The following is a 14,939-nucleotide window of genomic DNA, read 5'->3' as shown; positions in this document are numbered from 1 at the left end:
TTACGCAGGCAGTGAATGCCCGGGCGGGTGCTTCGGCTCGTAGAGCAGGACGGCACCCGCACCGGGCACTTCCAGTTTGGTGAGGCGGCCCCACCGCTGCTCGTCGATCCCGCCGCTGAACCGCGCGCCCTTGGCGGCCAGATCGCGGATCGTCGCGTCCAAGTCGTCGCACATGAACGAGATCTCGTGTTGCGGACCGCTGCTCCCCGCGGGGTGCAGAGCCAGCTCGCTCGGTCCGGACCGGAAGATCAACCAGCCGCCCCCGGCGTCGACATGCGGCCAGCCGAGCACGTCGCGGAAGAAGTCCCGCGCCGCGTCGGGGTCGTCGGCGTAGAGCAGCGCATGCATCGCGGTGATCATGCTCTCGACGGTAACCGCAGCTCCCGCCGCCTGGCTTCGAAAAGCTCAACCGACCACGCAGCGACGGCGGCGATCGCGGCACCGGAAGCGGCGACCGCGATGAGTTCACCAATGGAGCCCGCCACGACGAGGATCAGCGCGATCTCCACGGCGAGCACCACCCAGGCGATCGCGGCGACCACGGTCCGTTCGGTCGCGATCGTGACGAGCAGCGCGCCCTGCAGCACCGCGAGAAACGCGCCGTCCGCTGCGAACGCCCACAGCATCCCCTGAATGGGCGCGTAGTCGTCGCCGACGATCAACGGCACCAGCGGGGACGCCAGCGCGACCGCGCCGACGGTGAGCACGCCGAGGCCGACGAGCACGGACAGGGTCAGCCGCATCGCGCCGGTCAATTGCTGCGGGTTGGCCATCCGCGGATACAGCACCATCCCGACCGCCTGCGGCAGCCAGAACGCGACCTTGGTCGCGACCGCGCCGAGCGCGTACAGACTCGCATCGTCGGAATCGAGCACGACGCGGGACAGGATGAGATCGACCGAGGTGAGCGCGATCAGCACGAGCTGCACCTGCGAGGCGCGCAGCACGGCGACCACCCCGGGCGCCGCTACGTCCGTGCGCGCACGCGGTTCGCCGGACCGGCCGGCCAGCCGCGACGCCACGAACGTCGCGACCGCGAAACCGACGGCAGAGGCAGCGAGCGCCGCGGCGGGTCCGCCGCCGAGCCCGAGCACGAGCACGGCGGGGGCCGCGCGGGCGACACCGGTCAGCGCCAGCACGAAAGCCAGTTCGCCGAACCGATTCTCGCCCTGCAGCCGGCCCTGTTCGCCGGAGAGCAGCACGAGCAGCGGTGCGGTGATCAGCGCCGCGACCGCCGCGTCGAGACCGACCTGCAACGCCCACACCACGATCGGCACGGCGGCGACCGCCACCACGGCCACGATCGCGGCGCAGCGCAGTTCGAGCGCCCGCAGCCGGTCGAGCGGCGCACCGCGCACCACATCACGCGCGATCACCGTCTGCAGCGCCAGGCCCGGCACCGCGAGCAGCAACTGCAGGCCGATCAGACTGGCGAACTCGCTGTACCCGTCGAGTCCGAGCCAGCGGCTGGCCGGGACGTGCATCAGATAGCTGGCGATGTTGGCGATCATCGCTCCCGCGGTGACGAGCCCCATCCCGGCGAAAGCGGACGGGACGGCGCGGGTTCTCACCGGGCCATGATCGCATCGACCACCCCGCATTAGGGTGAACGCCCATGAACACCGCGCGGTGGCGCATGGTCGCTGCCGCGACGTGGCGCAAAGTCGCTGCCGCGACGGGGCGCAATGTCGCTGCCACGGCGCCGGCATACAGCCTGGCCCTGGCGGCGCTCGTGTTTGGCCCGCTGTTCGGCTCCGGTTGTCTGCTGCTGCGCGACGCGGTCAGCACGCCGCGTTCCTACCTCACCGATTCGGCGCTCGGCCTCGGCGATGCGGCGCCGCGGGCCGTTCCGCAGGACGCACTGCTCGCTGTGCTCTCTCCGGTGATCGGCGGCTGCCTCGCGGTGAAGGTGATCCTGCTGCTGGCGCTGTGGCTCGCCGGCTGGGGCGCGGCGCGAATGGTGGGCGCGGTGCTGCCCGCGCTGGGCACCGGCGCCACCTTGGTAGCCGCGACGGTGGCGATCTGGAACCCGTATGTCGCCGAACGGTTGTTGCAGGGCCACTGGAGTCTGCTGGCCGGCTACGCGGCGCTGCCGTGGACGGTGGTCGCGGCGCTGCGCGTGCGCCGCCGCGCGGGGTGGCAGGCGTGGGCTGCGCTCGCGCTGTGCCTGACTGCCGCCGCGCTCACCCCGACGGGCGCCCTGCTCGCCGCGGTGACCGCCGCGGCCATCGTCGGAATCCGCGGCCTGCCCGGGCTACTGATCCTCACCGTGCTGGCGTCCACGCCGTGGCTGGTTGCCGCTGCGCTGTCCGGGGCCGGCGCCGAATCCGACCCGGCCGGTGTGGCGGCGTTCGCGGCACGGGCCGAGCCGGGTCTCGGCACGCTCGCCGGCCTGGCCGGCCTCGGTGGAATCTGGAATGCCGACGCCGTGCCGGGCAGCCGAACGAGCCTGTTCGCCGTGGTGGCGACGCTGGTCCTGCTGGTCGTCGTCGCGGTCGGGGTGCCGGTGTTGTGGCGGCGCCGCGTCGACCCGGTGGTCCGCGGGCTCGGTGTGCTCACCGTTGCCGCCGTGTTGTTGCCCGCGCTCGCTGCGACGCCGCCGGGAATGGAGTTCATGCGCTGGGCGGTCGAGCACGTCCCGGGCTGGGGGCTGCTGCGCGATACCCAGAAGTGGGTGGCCCTTGCCATGCCGGGTTACGCCCTGTCGGCGGCCGCGGGCTGCGCGTGGCTGGGTGCCCGCTTCCGCAACGCCGTTGTCCCCGCGCTGGTGTCGATCGTGGCGCTGATCGCGGTGCTGCCCGATCTGGCGTGGGGCGTCGGCGGCGCACTTCGTCCAGTGCACTACCCCGGGTCCTGGCACACCGTGGCCGGCATCGTCGAGCGCTCGAATGACGACACCGATGTCGCGGCGTTGCCGGCCGGCATGTTCCGCATCTTCCCGTGGTCCGGTTCGGCGCCGGTGCTCGATCCGTCGCCGCGAATCCTGCCGCGCGATGTGTTGCAGACCGGGCAATTGCCGGTACGCGGGGCGGTGGTTGCCGGCGAGGGCAGCCGCGCAAGCGAGGTCGAGGCGGCGCTGCTCGCCGGGGACTCGCCGCGACGGCTGGCCGAACTCGGGGTGGGCTGGGTGCTCGAGCAGCACACGTCGGTCGGTCCGGTCGGCGAGTCGCACCGGACCCTCGCCGAGCTCGAACAGGTCTACCGCGACGACGAACTCACGCTCTACCGCGTGCCCGGTGCCGCCGAAGACCGGGCGGAGCACCGATGGCTCGCCGTATTCGCCCATCTGGTGTGGGCGGTGCTGCTAGCCGGCAGCGCGTTGCTGCTGCTCGTCGAGATGATCCGCCGACGCCGCGCCGGCCGGTCCAACACCAACCAGTCCTGACACGTACTCGCCGCGCACGGTGGCGTCGAGCACCTCGCGCACCCCGGCGGCGCACTGGGTCCAGGAGAATTCACGCGAGCGGATCCGCGCCTTCTCACCGAGTTGGACGCGCATGTCCGCGTCGCCGAGCAGTTCCCCGACCGCGTCGGTCAAGGTCGGCACATCGTCGACGAGCAGGCCGGTGACGCCGTCGATGATCGAGTCGGTCAGCCCGCGCGAGCTGCGGTAGCCGACCGTCGGTACCCCGTGCTGCGCGGCCTCGATGACGGCCAGCCCCCAGCCCTCCTTGCGGGACGGCAGCACATGCACCCAGGCGCGGGCGAGCAGTTCGTGCTTGCGTTCCTCGGACACATGACCGTGGAAGGTCACGTCGCGTTCGATGCCGAGTTCGCGGGCCCGCTCGGCGAGGTTGTCGGCCCACCAGCCGCCGCCAACCACGTCCAGATGCAGGCCCCGATGCTGCCCGCGCAGCACGGCGACGGCCGCGAGCGCGTCCTCGATCTGCTTGTGCGGCACGAGCCGGGACAGCACGACGATGCTCGGATGCCCGGTGCGCGCCTCCGGCACCCCTGCCTGGACCTCGGCGGGGACGGGCTCGGCGCCGTTGCGCACGACCGCGATCCGATGCCGGTCGACGCCGAGCGCGGCGAGTTCCTCGGCCGAGGGCAGCGAAACGGTGAGGTACTGATTACGCCGATGCGCGCGCGGGGACAGCACCGATTCGAGCCACCAGCCGAACCTGCCGACGAGCCGGCCCGCGACCGGCCACTGTTCCCGATGGCCGTGGTGCACGAGCAGGGTGACCGGCGCGTGCGCGGCGAACGTGGCGAAGAACGGGATGCCGTTCTGCGTGTCGATGACGGCGTCGGGCGCGATGTCGCGCAGCGGCCCGAGCCCGAGCCGGCCGAGCGCGATCGCGGCCAGTGCTCGCGGGTAGACGGAGAACCGGCCACCGCCACGGCTGATCCGCACCCCGTCCATCGTTTCCCGGCGCGGCGCACCGGGGTAGCGAGCGGTGCGCAACGTGACCCGGACCCCCCTCGCCGCGAGCTGCGCGCCGACCTGTTGCAGGTACCGCTCGCTGCCGCCGCCCTGCGGGTGCCCGGTGTCGCGCCAGCACAACAGCAGCACTTCGCGCACGCCTGGCCTCTTTCGAACTGGAGAAATCGTCCGGCCCAGGGTAGCGACTGCGCCGAGCGCGCAGGGCAGCGGCACGCCACCCCGCTAGGGTGGCTTGCCGTGCCTGCCTCGAGCGTGACCGCCAAATTCCGGCGCCGGGCGACGCTGCGCCGCTCGGTAGCGTTGCTGCGCACCTTCCCGCACGAGCAGACCGATCCCGCCCTGTTCTACGGCTCGCTGGCCAAGGACACCGCCGCGATGATCGCCGATCTGTATACCGATGCCACCGGCCGAGACCTGACCGGCAGCACCGTTCTCGACGTCGGCGGCGGCCCCGGCTACTTCGCCGACGAGTTCGCGCTCCTCGGTGCGCGGTATGTGCCGGTCGAGCCCGATGCCGGCGAGATGCACGCGGCCGGACTTGCGATGCCCGGCTCGGTGCGCGGATCGGGCACGGCGCTGCCGTTCCGCGACGATGCGGTGGACGTCTGCTTCTCCTCGAACGTCGCCGAGCACATCGCCGACCCGTGGATGATGGCGGCGGAGATGCTGCGCGTCACCCGCCCGGGCGGGTTGATGGTGTTCTCCTACACGGTGTGGCTCGGCCCGTTCGGCGGCCACGAGACCGGGCCATGGCACTACCTCGGCGGCGAGCGCGCCGCCTGTCGCTATCGGCGCAAGAACGGGCACGAACCGAAGAACAGATTCGGCGTGTCGCTTTTCCCGATCCGCGCATCCGACGGTTTGGGCTGGGCGCGGCGCACCTCGGCCGATCCGCGAGTCCCGGCGCAACTGCTCGCCGCGTTCCCGCGCTATCACCCGCGCTGGGCCTGGTGGATCACCCGGGTGCCGGGACTACGCGAGTTCGGCGTCAGCAATCTCGTGCTCGTCTTGCACCGCACGGACCGAAGCCACGCCAGAATGGATGAATGACCGCGTTCGCGATCGATATCGGTGCCACCAAGATCGCCGCCTGCCGCGTCGGCCCGGACGGCATGCCGTCGGAGCCGCAAACGGTTCCGACCCCTGCCGTCGGGGTGTGGCAGGCCTGCGTCGACCTGCTCGATTCGGTTGTGGGCGGCGACCCGGTCGAGGCGATCGGCATCTCTACGGCGGGTCCGCTGGACGGCGAAACCGCAGGTCCGATCAACATCCCCGAGTGGGCGCCCGGATTCGGGCTCGGTGACGCCGCCCGCGAGCGGTACCCGGACGCGCGGGTCGAGGTGGTGCTGGACGGCGCGTGTGCTGCGCTCGGCGAATACGCGTTCGGAGCCGGGCGCGGTGCGACGGATCTGCTCGGCATGATCGTGTCCTCGGGGGTCGGCGGCGGGATCATCCGCAGCGGCACGGTGATGGGCGGGCGCACCGGCAATGCCGGCCATATCGGGCACATCCCGGTCCCGGACAGCGCCGACGTCTGCGCATGCGGCGGTATCGGCTGCCTGGAGGCGGTGGCGAGCGGCCCGTCGTCTGTGCGCTGGGCCCGGGCGAACGGCTGGACCGGCGACACCGGCATCGAACTCGCGCGTGCGGCCAAGTCCGGCGACGAGATCGCGCTCGCGGCGATGGCCCGCGCCGGAACGGCGCTGGGTACGGCAATCGCAGGGGCCGCCGCCCTGCTCGACATCGACCTGGTCGTGATCGGCGGGGGCTTCGCGTTGTCCGGCGGCCCGCTGTGGGATCCGCTGGAGACGGCGCTGCGCCGCCACGCGGGGCTGCGCTACCTGCGCGATCTCGACGTGGTGCCCGCGTTGCTCGGCTCGGGCGCCAGCCTTGCCGGCGGGGCAGCTCTCGTTGGCGATGGTTACCGGCGCTGGCCGATCTGAAACGCAACCCCCTTTGCCGAGTCCCCCTCTTTCTGTAACGTGTTCTAAAACCGGCGGCGACGCCGCTCGTGTCGATAGCTCACGCGAGAGAGATGGAGATATGAAGGATTTCGACAAGCTTTACATCGGCGGCAAGTGGACCGAACCCGCGACGGACACCGTTCTCGACGTCTACTCGCCTGCGACGGGTGAGCGGGTCGGCCGCACCCCGGTCGCCGCGCCCGCCGATATCGATGCCGCGGTCGCTGCCGCGCGCACCGCTTTCGAGTCCGGACCGTGGGCCTCGACCACGCCCGCGCAGCGCGCCGAAATCATCGGCCGCGCCGCCAAACTCATCGAGGAGCGTGCCGCCGATATCGTCGAGGTGCTCGGCGCGGAAATGGGCGCCCCGGCCGCGGCCGCGGCCATGATGCAGCACACCCCCACCCTAGCCACCCTGAATTACTTTGCCGGCCTGGCAGATTCGTTCCCGTGGGAGGAGACCCGGCACGGCGCGTTCGGCGAGTCACGGGTCTACCGCGAGCCGGTCGGCGTGGTGGCCGCGGTCATCGCGTGGAACGTTCCACTGTTCCTGATGGCCAACAAGCTCGGGCCCGCGCTGCTCGCCGGTTGTACCGTCGTACTCAAGCCCGCCCCGGAAACCCCGCTGTGCTGCAACCTGATTGCCGACATCTTCACCGAGGCCGGCCTGCCCGAGGGCGTGCTCTCGGTGCTGCCCGGCGGCGCGGAGACCGGCGAGTACCTCGTGTCGCATCCAGACGTGGACAAGGTGACCTTCACCGGCAGCACCGCGGTCGGTAAGAAGATCGGCGAGATCGCGGCGCGCAACCTCAAGCGCTGCTCGCTCGAGCTCGGCGGCAAGTCGGCCGCGATTCTGCTCGAGGACATGGACATCGCGTCCACCATGCCGATGCTCGTCATGTCGGGAATCATGAACACCGGCCAGGCCTGCGTCGGCCAGACCCGGGTGCTGGCGCCGCGGTCGCGCTACGACGAGATCCTCGAGGCGATGGTCGCCACGGTCGGGTTCATGCCCGTGGGTCTGCCGGACGATCCCAACGCGCAGCTCGGACCGCTGATCAGCGAGAAGCAACGCGAGCGGGTCGAGGGGTACATCGCCAAGGGCAAGGAAGAGGGCGCCCGCCTGGTGCTCGGCGGCGGTCGCCCGGAAGGCCTGGACTCGGGCTGGTTCGTCGAGCCGACGATCTTCGCCGATGTGGACAACTCGATGACCATCGCGCGCGAAGAGATCTTCGGCCCGGTCATCTGCGTGATCCCCTACGACTCGCTGGACGAGGCCATCAAGATCGCCAACGATTCCGATTACGGCCTGGCGGGCTCGGTGTTCACCACCGATATCCCGAAGGGCATCGAGATCGCCAAGCAGATCCGCACCGGCACGTACGCGATCAACTGGTACGCCTTCGATCCGGGTTCGCCGTTCGGCGGCTACAAGAACTCCGGGATCGGCCGGGAGAACGGACCGGAGGGCGTCGACGCGTTCTGCGAGACCAAGTCGGTGCTGATGCCGCTGGGTTACTCGAGCTGAGCCGCTACTCCAGCTGAACCGCTCCACCGTTAACGCCGCGGTGCCCCACGCCCTTCGAATGTCGCCGTGGGCACCGCGGCGTTAACGTTTGCCCATGGCAGCCGAGGAGAGCACGTTCACGGTAGTGCTCGCGTTCGCCGCGAATGCCCTGATCGCCCTTGCCAAGACCGCTGCAGCGGCGATCACCGGATCGGCGTCGATGGTCGCGGAATCCGCGCACTCCTGGGCCGACACCGGCAACGAGGTGCTGCTGATCGTGGCCGACCGCAGATCGAAGCGCGAGCCGGACGCGACACATCCGCTCGGGTTCGGTCGGGAGGCCTACGTCTGGTCGATGTTCGCCGCGCTCGGCCTGTTCGCGGTCGGTGCCGGCGTTTCGATCACGCACGGCATTCAGGAACTGATCAATCCCGAACCGGCGAGCGATTTCGGGGTGGCCTACGTCGTGCTCGCGATTTCGTTTGTGCTGGAAGGAATTTCGTTCCGGCAGGCGACGAAGCAGCTGAAGGGCGAGGCGTCCCGAGCCGAGCGCGGCCTGCTCGAGCACACGCTGCAGACCTCCGACCCGACCACCCGCGCAGTGTTCGCCGAGGATTCCGGCGCGCTGATCGGTCTGGTGCTGGCCTTCATCGGCGTGGCAGCCCATCAGATCACCGGGTCGCCGGTGCCGGACGCGCTCGGCTCGATCGCGGTCGGCGTGCTGCTCGGCGTGATTGCGGTGGTGCTCATCGACCGCAACCGTCGCTTCCTGATCGGCGAGGAGGGCTCGCCGCAGCTACGGGCCGGCGCGCTGCAGATGCTGCTCGCGCAGCCGGAGGTCGAGCGCGTGACGTTCCTGCGGCTCGAATATCTCGGCCCGCGCAAGGTGTATCTGGCCGCGAACGTCGACCTGGTCGGCGATGCGGCCGAATCGCAGGTCGCCGAAGCGCTGCAGGCCGTGCGGCAGCGGGTGCAGGCCGATCCGCATGTCGTGCTTGCCGTGCTCGGCCTGTCCACGCGCGAGGATCCGAGCCTCACGGGGTAAGCAGGTTTCCGAACGGGTCGGCTCGGGGAACAACGCAGCCATGGTCGATCGTCAGCGTGTTGTCATAGTGGGGAGCGGTTTCGCCGGGTTCGAGTGCGCGCGCAAGCTCAGCCGGATTGTCGCCAAGGCCGGTCGCACCGACGTCGAGATCGTGCTCGTATCGCCGACCGACTACATGCTGTACACACCGCTGCTGCCGGATGTGGCGGGCGGGCTGATCGATCCGAGGTTTGTGGCGATCCCGCTGCTGAACGCGTTGCCGAAGGTACAGCTGCGGATCGGTGCGGTGACCGCGGTGGATTTGGACCGCCGGACCCTGCGGGTGGACGACGGCCACAGCGAGGACCGGGAGCTGTCCTGGGACCGACTGGTGCTCACGCCCGGTTCGGTGACTCGGCTGTTCGACATCCCTGGGCTCGCGGAGCACGCCAATGGCCTGAAGTCTGTCGCCGAGGCGTTGTACCTGCGCGAACAACTGCTGCGTCAGCTCGAACTCGCCGATCAGGAGGACGACGAGGCGGTCCGGCGGGCACGACGCACCGTGGTCGTCGTCGGCGCCTCCTACGCCGGCACGGAACTCGTCGCGCAGTTGAAGGCATTGGCCGACACCTACGCCGACCGCCGCGGCATCGACCCGCGCAAGTTCCGCTTCCTGTTGCTCGACACCGCGGATCAGGTGATGCCGGAGGTGGGTGAGCAACTCGGCGACAAGGTGCTCGAGGTGCTGCGCGGCCGCGGGATCGATATCCGGCTCGGCACGACGTTGAAGGAGCTGTCACCCGGGCGGGTGCTGCTCACCGATGGGACCGAGGTGGCCACGCACACCGTCGCCTGGGTGACCGGCGTCGAAGGCGCGCCGCTGCTGAAAACCCTTGGCCTGGAGTTGCAGAAGGGTCGGCTCGTCGTCGACGCGGACCTGTCGGTACCGGGGCGTCGGGACGTGTTCGCCGGCGGCGACGCGGCGGCGGTGCCGGACCTCACCAAGCCCGGGCAGATTACGCCGCCGACCGCGCAGCACGCGAGTCGGCAGGGAAAGGCATTGGCGCGCAACGTCGCGGCCAGCCTTGGGATCGGTGCAACGCGCGACTATCGGCATCGCGACATGGGCCTGGTCGTCGATCTCGGTCCCGGGTTCGCCGTGGCCAATCCGCTCGGCGTGCAACTGTCCGGCCGGTTCGCGAAGGCGGTGGCGCGCGGCTATCACGTGTTCGCCGTGCCGCGCGGCGTGAACCGGTGGGCGGTGTCGCTGGCCTACGCGACGAATCTGGTGACGCCACGTCCGCTCGCGCTGCTCGGGTTGGTGAGCCGCGAGGAGGCGGGTTTCGCGCGCAGCGAGGGCATCGATAGCTGAGCGCGACGCGGGTTATCCTGCTGAAATGCCTCGCTACGAGTACCGCTGCCGCACCTGCGGCTCCACGTTCGATCTGACCCGCCCGATGGCCGAGGCGTCGGCCCCGGCGGAGTGCCCGAGCGGCCACGACGACACCGTCAAGTTGCTGACCACGTTCAGCGTCGGCGGCTCGGGCGCCACGCCCGCCGTGGTGCAGGCGCCCGCCGGTGGTGGCGGCGGATGTTGCGGTGGGGGTTGCTGCGGCTGAAACGGCTATTCGCCGGATTGCCCAAGGACAAGCAGCGTGGCCAGGCTGGGCAGCACGGCGCTGCCCACCGCGCTGCCGACTGCCGCACTGCCGATGGCTGCCGGCACCAACGTTTCGAGCGGGTCATAGGACTGCACCCAGCTCCGGCAGTTTCGCGTGGCGAACACGTCGCCCTCACTGACGGCGACGTCGGCTCGACCGTGGGTCGACTCGTCCGACGTGATCCGGCCGTCGGCCGCGTAGACGGTCCAGTGGCACGCACCTGGGCCGGATGGGCCCTCGGTGCTGTAGGACCCCGGCCACATTTGTCCGGAGTCGTTGTTGCTCACGTTGTAGCGGCCATCGCCACCGACCTGCAAGGCGGGCGCCGCCGAAGAGAATCCGGCGCCGAGCAGCGTTGCGAGCCCCGTTCCGGCGACAATGACAGCAGCGTAGGCAACGGTTTTCATTCGGCCCTCTCAAAGTGGCTGTAGCACAATGAATATCGCCGACGTTGCAGTTTCGTTACGGAAAGTCACGAAAACGCAGGTGGGGCTCCGGCTCGATATGAGAGGGCGGGAAGTGGTAAGCGTGCCGCGCTACAGCCCGACCGGCAGAAGCAACAGAATGATCGCCGGGATCGCCACGCTGCCCGTCGCGGCGCTACCCACCGCCGCGCTGCCGACCGCCGCGAACGGCGCCCAGTCGGGGATCGGTAACGGCGGTGGGCTCGTGTTGAGCACCCATGCCTGGCAGTTCTTGGTGGTGAAAGCGTCGCCGTCTTGCAACTCGACCCGCGCGTGGGCCACCGTCGCGGCGTTGTCACGGACTGCGCCGCGCCGGTCGACAACCAGCCAGTTGCATGCGTTCGCGCCCGCGATCGGTCCACCGGTCTCGTAGCCGCCCACCGGCAACTGTCCCGGCGCCGTGCCGATCTGGTAGGTGCCATCGATGCCTATCACCGCCGGCGGAGGCGGCGGAGGCGGCGGGGGTGCCGGATCGGCAGTGGCAACGCCGGAGCCGGCGCCCAACGCAAGACCGAGGACCAACGCAAGACCAGCGCCTGCGGCGACCACCGTGCTGCGCGAGACGTGTTTCATGAAATCCCCTAGCCACCGAGCGAACCGAGTAACGGAAGAATAGCCGCGCCCGAGGACTTTCGTTACCCGGGCCATCCCGGCAGGCTACGGAGCGGTGGGAACTACGAGGCCGAGAAGCGCGCTACCGGAACCGCCGGCGGAACCGGTCAGGAGTTCGGTAGCGGTACCACCAGCGGAACCGCTGGCGCCATCGGTACCGCCCGCGGAACCGGTGGCGAAATCGGTGGCGGCACCACCAGCGGAACCGGTGACGAAAGCGAGCATGAAACTGTTCCCAGTCACCAGGGATGCAGTAATGACGGCTGCGATGCTGCTGCCGAGCAGGGCACTGCCGGTGCCGGCCAGACCAGCGCCCGCGATGATCATCGCCATCGTGTTGTCGGTCGAATCGGACGTGCGGAGCCAGGACTGGCAGTTTCGAGTATCGAGCAGCTCCCCCTCGACAAGCGCGATGCTGGTCGCACCGAACGCCTTTCCTTCGCTGCGGACGCCGCCGTCCGACGTCCGGATCGCCCACTCGCATGGAACGTCCTTGGCCACTGGCCCCTGAGTCTCGTAAGTCCCCGGGAGCATCTGGGCTGGGTCTGCCTGTCCGGCCACGTACGTTCCCGAACCACCCACCTCCGACAGCGGCACTGCTTGTGCCGCACCCGCGCCGATCAGGCCTGCCAACGTCGCCGCACATGTCACGACAGCGGTCCGCGCGAGGTTCGTCATATTCTCCCTTTTCACGCTCCGCCGGCCCCGACCAGTCCCGTGAGCCCAAAGTCACAGGGCGCCTTTTCAGATCGCCCATGCGGTATTCGAAGGGCGTGCCGAAGTCGTTACATCAAAGCCGTGCAACCGTTATCGATATTGGTGGATGCGGCCGAAAAGGCCCCCGGTCCAACTGGACCGGAGGCCTTTTCGGTTTTGCGGTGACCTAGGCGAGTCGCTGCTTGAGCGCTTCGAACTCGTCGCGCACGCCGGAGGGCAGCTTGTCGCCGACGAACTCGAACCACTCCTCGATGAGCGGAATTTCCTTCTTCCACTCCTCGACATCGACTTTCAGCGACTCGTTCACGTCGTTCGCGTCGACGTCGAGGCCCGCGAGGTCCATCTGCGCCGCGGTGGGCACGTTGCCGATCGGGGTCGCCTCGGCCTCGCCACGGCCCTCGATGCGATCGACGATCCACTCGAGCACGCGCGAGTTCTCACCGAAGCCCGGCCACAGGAAGCGGCCGTCCTCGCCACGACGGAACCAGTTGACGTAGAAGATCTTCGGCAGCTTCTGGGCGTCCGCATTCTTGCCGACGTTGATCCAGTGCCCGATGTAATCGCCGACGTGGTAGCCCATGAACGGGATCATCGCCATCGGGTCGCGGCGCACGGTGCCGACCTTGCCCTCGGCGGCGGCGGTCTGCTCGGACGAGAGTGTGGCGCCCATGAACACGCCGTGCTGCCAGTCGAACGACTCGGTCACCAGCGGGACGGTCGTCTTGCGGCGGCCGCCGAAAAGGATCGCCGAGATCGGCACGCCCTGCGGGTCATCCCACTCCGGCGCGAGGATCGGGCACTGCGACATCGGGGTGCAGTAACGGGAGTTGGGATGCGCGGCCTTGCCGTCGTTCTCCCGCGGCTCCCAGTCGTTGCCCTTCCAGTCGATGAGGTGATCGGGCTCGCCTTCCAGGCCCTCCCACCACACATCGTTGTCGTCGGTCAGCGCGACGTTGGTGTAGACGGTGTTGCCTTCCTGCATCGTCTTCATCGCGTTCGGGTTCGACGACCAGTTGGTGCCGGGCGCGACACCGAAGAAGCCGAACTCCGGGTTGACCGCATAGAGTCGGCCGTCCTTGCCGAAGCGCATCCACGCGATGTCGTCACCGAGGGTCTCGGCGCGCCAGCCCGGAATGGTCGGCTGGATCATCGCGAGGTTGGTCTTGCCGCAGGCCGACGGGAACGCCGCCGCGACGTAGTAGTTCTTGTTCTCCGGCGAGATCAGCTTGAGGATCAGCATGTGCTCGGCGAGCCAGCCCTCGTCGTGCGCCATTGCCGACGCGATCCGCAGCGAGTAGCACTTCTTGCCGAGCAGCGCGTTGCCGCCGTAGCCCGAGCCGTAGCTCCAGATTTCCCGGTCTTCCGGGAAGTGGGTGATGTACTTCGTGTCGTTGCACGGCCACGGCACATCGGCCTCGCCCTCGGCGAGCGGCGCGCCGAGCGAGTGCAACGCCTTCACGAACGGACGGTCGCTGCCGAGCACGTCGAGTGCCTTCTGGCCCATCCGGGTCATGACCCGCATCGAGGCGACGACGTACTCCGAGTCGGTGAGCTCGACGCCCAGCTTCGGATCGTCGGCGCCGAGCGGTCCCATGCAGAACGGGACGACGTACATCGTGCGGCCGCGCATGCTGCCGCGGTACAACTCGCTCATGGTGGCCCGCATCTCGGCGGGGTCCATCCAGTTGTTCGTCGGACCGGCGTCGGCCTCGTCGCGCGAGCAGATGTAGGTGCGGGATTCGACGCGGGCAACGTCGCTGGGGTCGGACAGCGCGAGGAAGGAGTTCGGCTTCTTCTTCTCGTCCAGCTTCTTGAATGTGCCTGCCTCGACCAACTGGGCGGTGAGGCGGTCCCACTCTTCGTCCGAGCCGTCGGCCCACACGACCCGCTCCGGCTGAGTCAGCTCGGCTACCTCGCGGACCCAGGCGATCAGTTCGCTGTGCTGAGTCGGCGGCTTACCGTCGGTTCCGCTGATACCCGGAATGGTCGCTGAGGTCATCGAACTCTCCTGGATGTGGGTTTGGCCCGAGTCGGATGTTGCGCCCCGTCGCAAAACGCGAGCACTACCCGCTGAGTGTTCCCCAAGGTTGATGTGGCTACTCGGTCGGGTTTCATCGTTGGGAGCATAACGATGTAACACGGGGTGAGTGCCATGTTTACTTTTCCACAGATTAACCCGTGTGGCGGGGGGCACGGAGTGTCGGGTCGTGTCCGATTCCTCACATATCCCCAGCAATTGGCCCCTGGTGAGGGGTCGGCAGCTATTCGCCGACCCTACCGTGACTGATCTCCGTCCACCCTGCCGAGCCGTCGCTGCCGACCTCGTACTGCCACGACGCGAACTCCCCCGATCCGTCGACAACGGTCAGTTCGTCCACGGTGCCGTCGAGGTCGGTGTCGGTGCCGATAACGATCGAATCGCCGCTGGTGAGCGTCGCCGTATCGGCGACGCCGTCACCGTCGAGATCCACGGTCGGGTGGTGCAGATCGACCGGGCCGAGATCACCGAGACCCGAGGCGGCGTCGACGTCGGTCAGGTCGGGCAGCGAGAACGCGTCGGACGTGGCCATCGTGGCTCCTCGAACAATTCGGATACAGGTGCA

Annotated in this window: 15 protein-coding genes; 7 read left to right on the top strand and 8 right to left on the bottom strand. The window is 69.1% G+C overall.

What is annotated here, in order from left to right; all coding sequences use genetic code 11:
- Positions 1–360 (bottom strand): VOC family protein, encoded by a 360-nt coding sequence (locus OG921_RS07675; protein ID WP_266111792.1) that lies wholly within the window; start codon positions 358–360, stop codon positions 1–3.
- Positions 357–1,535 (bottom strand): polysaccharide biosynthesis protein, encoded by a 1,179-nt coding sequence (locus OG921_RS07670; protein ID WP_266112270.1) that lies wholly within the window; start codon positions 1,533–1,535, stop codon positions 357–359. Before OG921_RS07670 ends, OG921_RS07675 begins: the two co-directional genes overlap by 4 nt.
- Before the next feature lie 80 nt (positions 1,536–1,615).
- On the opposite strand from OG921_RS07670, the gene OG921_RS07665 reads away from it, so the two are divergent.
- On the top strand, positions 1,616–3,385 hold the full coding sequence (locus tag OG921_RS07665; protein WP_266111791.1) for a hypothetical protein: 1,770 nt from the start codon (positions 1,616–1,618) through the stop codon (positions 3,383–3,385).
- Here OG921_RS07665 and OG921_RS07660 read toward each other — a convergent pair.
- The gene (locus OG921_RS07660) at positions 3,305–4,525 is read right to left on the bottom strand and encodes a glycosyltransferase family 4 protein (protein ID WP_266111790.1); all 1,221 of its coding nucleotides are present in this window, start codon (positions 4,523–4,525) and stop codon (positions 3,305–3,307) included. The genes OG921_RS07665 and OG921_RS07660 overlap by 81 nt on opposite strands.
- A 99-nt stretch (positions 4,526–4,624) precedes the next feature.
- On the opposite strand from OG921_RS07660, the gene OG921_RS07655 reads away from it, so the two are divergent.
- The 6 genes from OG921_RS07655 (at position 4,625) to OG921_RS07630 (ending at position 10,501) form a co-directional block, all read left to right on the top strand.
- Complete coding sequence (locus OG921_RS07655; protein ID WP_266111789.1) at positions 4,625–5,437, top strand: class I SAM-dependent methyltransferase; 813 nt, start codon at positions 4,625–4,627, stop codon at positions 5,435–5,437.
- Positions 5,434–6,330 carry an ROK family protein gene (locus OG921_RS07650; protein ID WP_266111788.1) on the top strand — a complete coding sequence of 299 codons (897 nt, stop codon included), beginning with the start codon at positions 5,434–5,436 and terminating at the stop codon, positions 6,328–6,330. The genes OG921_RS07655 and OG921_RS07650 overlap by 4 nt, the downstream gene beginning before the upstream one ends.
- A 100-nt stretch (positions 6,331–6,430) precedes the next feature.
- A complete protein-coding gene (locus tag OG921_RS07645; protein WP_266111787.1) occupies positions 6,431–7,879 on the top strand; it encodes an aldehyde dehydrogenase in 1,449 nt (482 codons plus the stop codon).
- A 94-nt stretch (positions 7,880–7,973) separates the two neighbouring features.
- Positions 7,974–8,903, top strand: coding sequence for a cation diffusion facilitator family transporter (locus OG921_RS07640; RefSeq protein WP_266111786.1), 930 nt, complete (start codon positions 7,974–7,976; stop codon positions 8,901–8,903).
- 40 nt (positions 8,904–8,943) lie between these two features.
- Positions 8,944–10,254 (top strand): NAD(P)/FAD-dependent oxidoreductase, encoded by a 1,311-nt coding sequence (locus tag OG921_RS07635; RefSeq protein ID WP_266111785.1) that lies wholly within the window; start codon positions 8,944–8,946, stop codon positions 10,252–10,254.
- Between the two features lie 25 nt (positions 10,255–10,279).
- Complete coding sequence (locus OG921_RS07630; protein WP_266111784.1) at positions 10,280–10,501, top strand: zinc ribbon domain-containing protein; 222 nt, start codon at positions 10,280–10,282, stop codon at positions 10,499–10,501.
- 5 nt (positions 10,502–10,506) lie between these two features.
- Here the strand turns inward: OG921_RS07630 and OG921_RS07625 are convergent, their stop codons facing one another.
- The 5 genes from OG921_RS07625 to OG921_RS07605 form a co-directional block, all read right to left on the bottom strand.
- Positions 10,507–10,950 (bottom strand): hypothetical protein, encoded by a 444-nt coding sequence (locus OG921_RS07625; protein WP_266111783.1) that lies wholly within the window; start codon positions 10,948–10,950, stop codon positions 10,507–10,509.
- 129 nt (positions 10,951–11,079) lie between these two features.
- Entirely contained in the window at positions 11,080–11,580 is a 501-nt protein-coding gene (locus OG921_RS07620; RefSeq protein WP_266111782.1) for a hypothetical protein, read from the bottom strand.
- 84 nt (positions 11,581–11,664) lie between these two features.
- On the bottom strand, positions 11,665–12,297 hold the full coding sequence (locus tag OG921_RS07615; protein ID WP_266111781.1) for a hypothetical protein: 633 nt from the start codon (positions 12,295–12,297) through the stop codon (positions 11,665–11,667).
- Positions 12,298–12,502: 205 nt separating this feature from the next.
- Positions 12,503–14,335, bottom strand: coding sequence for a phosphoenolpyruvate carboxykinase (GTP) (locus tag OG921_RS07610; protein ID WP_266111780.1), 1,833 nt, complete (start codon positions 14,333–14,335; stop codon positions 12,503–12,505).
- A gap of 262 nt (positions 14,336–14,597) precedes the next feature.
- The gene (locus tag OG921_RS07605; protein WP_266111779.1) at positions 14,598–14,906 is read right to left on the bottom strand and encodes a DUF6802 family protein; all 309 of its coding nucleotides are present in this window, start codon (positions 14,904–14,906) and stop codon (positions 14,598–14,600) included.
- Positions 14,907–14,939: the final 33 nt, after the last annotated feature.

It is taken from the genome of Aldersonia sp. NBC_00410 (assembly GCF_026342035.1).
In the GTDB taxonomy this organism is placed as follows: Bacteria; Actinomycetota; Actinomycetes; order Mycobacteriales; family Mycobacteriaceae; genus Aldersonia.
Note: the sequence above shows the minus strand (reverse complement) of the source record. Positions and strands in the feature narration are given on the sequence as shown.

Coding starts and splice junctions, on each gene's coding strand:
- OG921_RS07675 (WP_266111792.1), bottom strand. CDS start 360: ATGATCACCGCGATGCATGCGCTGCTCTACGCCGACGACCCCGACGCG.
- OG921_RS07670 (WP_266112270.1), bottom strand. CDS start 1,535: ATGGGGCTCGTCACCGCGGGAGCGATGATCGCCAACATCGCCAGCTAT.
- OG921_RS07665 (WP_266111791.1), top strand. CDS start 1,616: ATGAACACCGCGCGGTGGCGCATGGTCGCTGCCGCGACGTGGCGCAAA.
- OG921_RS07650 (WP_266111788.1), top strand. CDS start 5,434: ATGACCGCGTTCGCGATCGATATCGGTGCCACCAAGATCGCCGCCTGC.
- OG921_RS07645 (WP_266111787.1), top strand. CDS start 6,431: ATGAAGGATTTCGACAAGCTTTACATCGGCGGCAAGTGGACCGAACCC.
- OG921_RS07640 (WP_266111786.1), top strand. CDS start 7,974: ATGGCAGCCGAGGAGAGCACGTTCACGGTAGTGCTCGCGTTCGCCGCG.
- OG921_RS07635 (WP_266111785.1), top strand. CDS start 8,944: ATGGTCGATCGTCAGCGTGTTGTCATAGTGGGGAGCGGTTTCGCCGGG.
- OG921_RS07630 (WP_266111784.1), top strand. CDS start 10,280: ATGCCTCGCTACGAGTACCGCTGCCGCACCTGCGGCTCCACGTTCGAT.
- OG921_RS07625 (WP_266111783.1), bottom strand. CDS start 10,950: ATGAAAACCGTTGCCTACGCTGCTGTCATTGTCGCCGGAACGGGGCTC.
- OG921_RS07620 (WP_266111782.1), bottom strand. CDS start 11,580: ATGAAACACGTCTCGCGCAGCACGGTGGTCGCCGCAGGCGCTGGTCTT.
- OG921_RS07615 (WP_266111781.1), bottom strand. CDS start 12,297: ATGACGAACCTCGCGCGGACCGCTGTCGTGACATGTGCGGCGACGTTG.
- OG921_RS07610 (WP_266111780.1), bottom strand. CDS start 14,335: ATGACCTCAGCGACCATTCCGGGTATCAGCGGAACCGACGGTAAGCCG.
- OG921_RS07605 (WP_266111779.1), bottom strand. CDS start 14,906: ATGGCCACGTCCGACGCGTTCTCGCTGCCCGACCTGACCGACGTCGAC.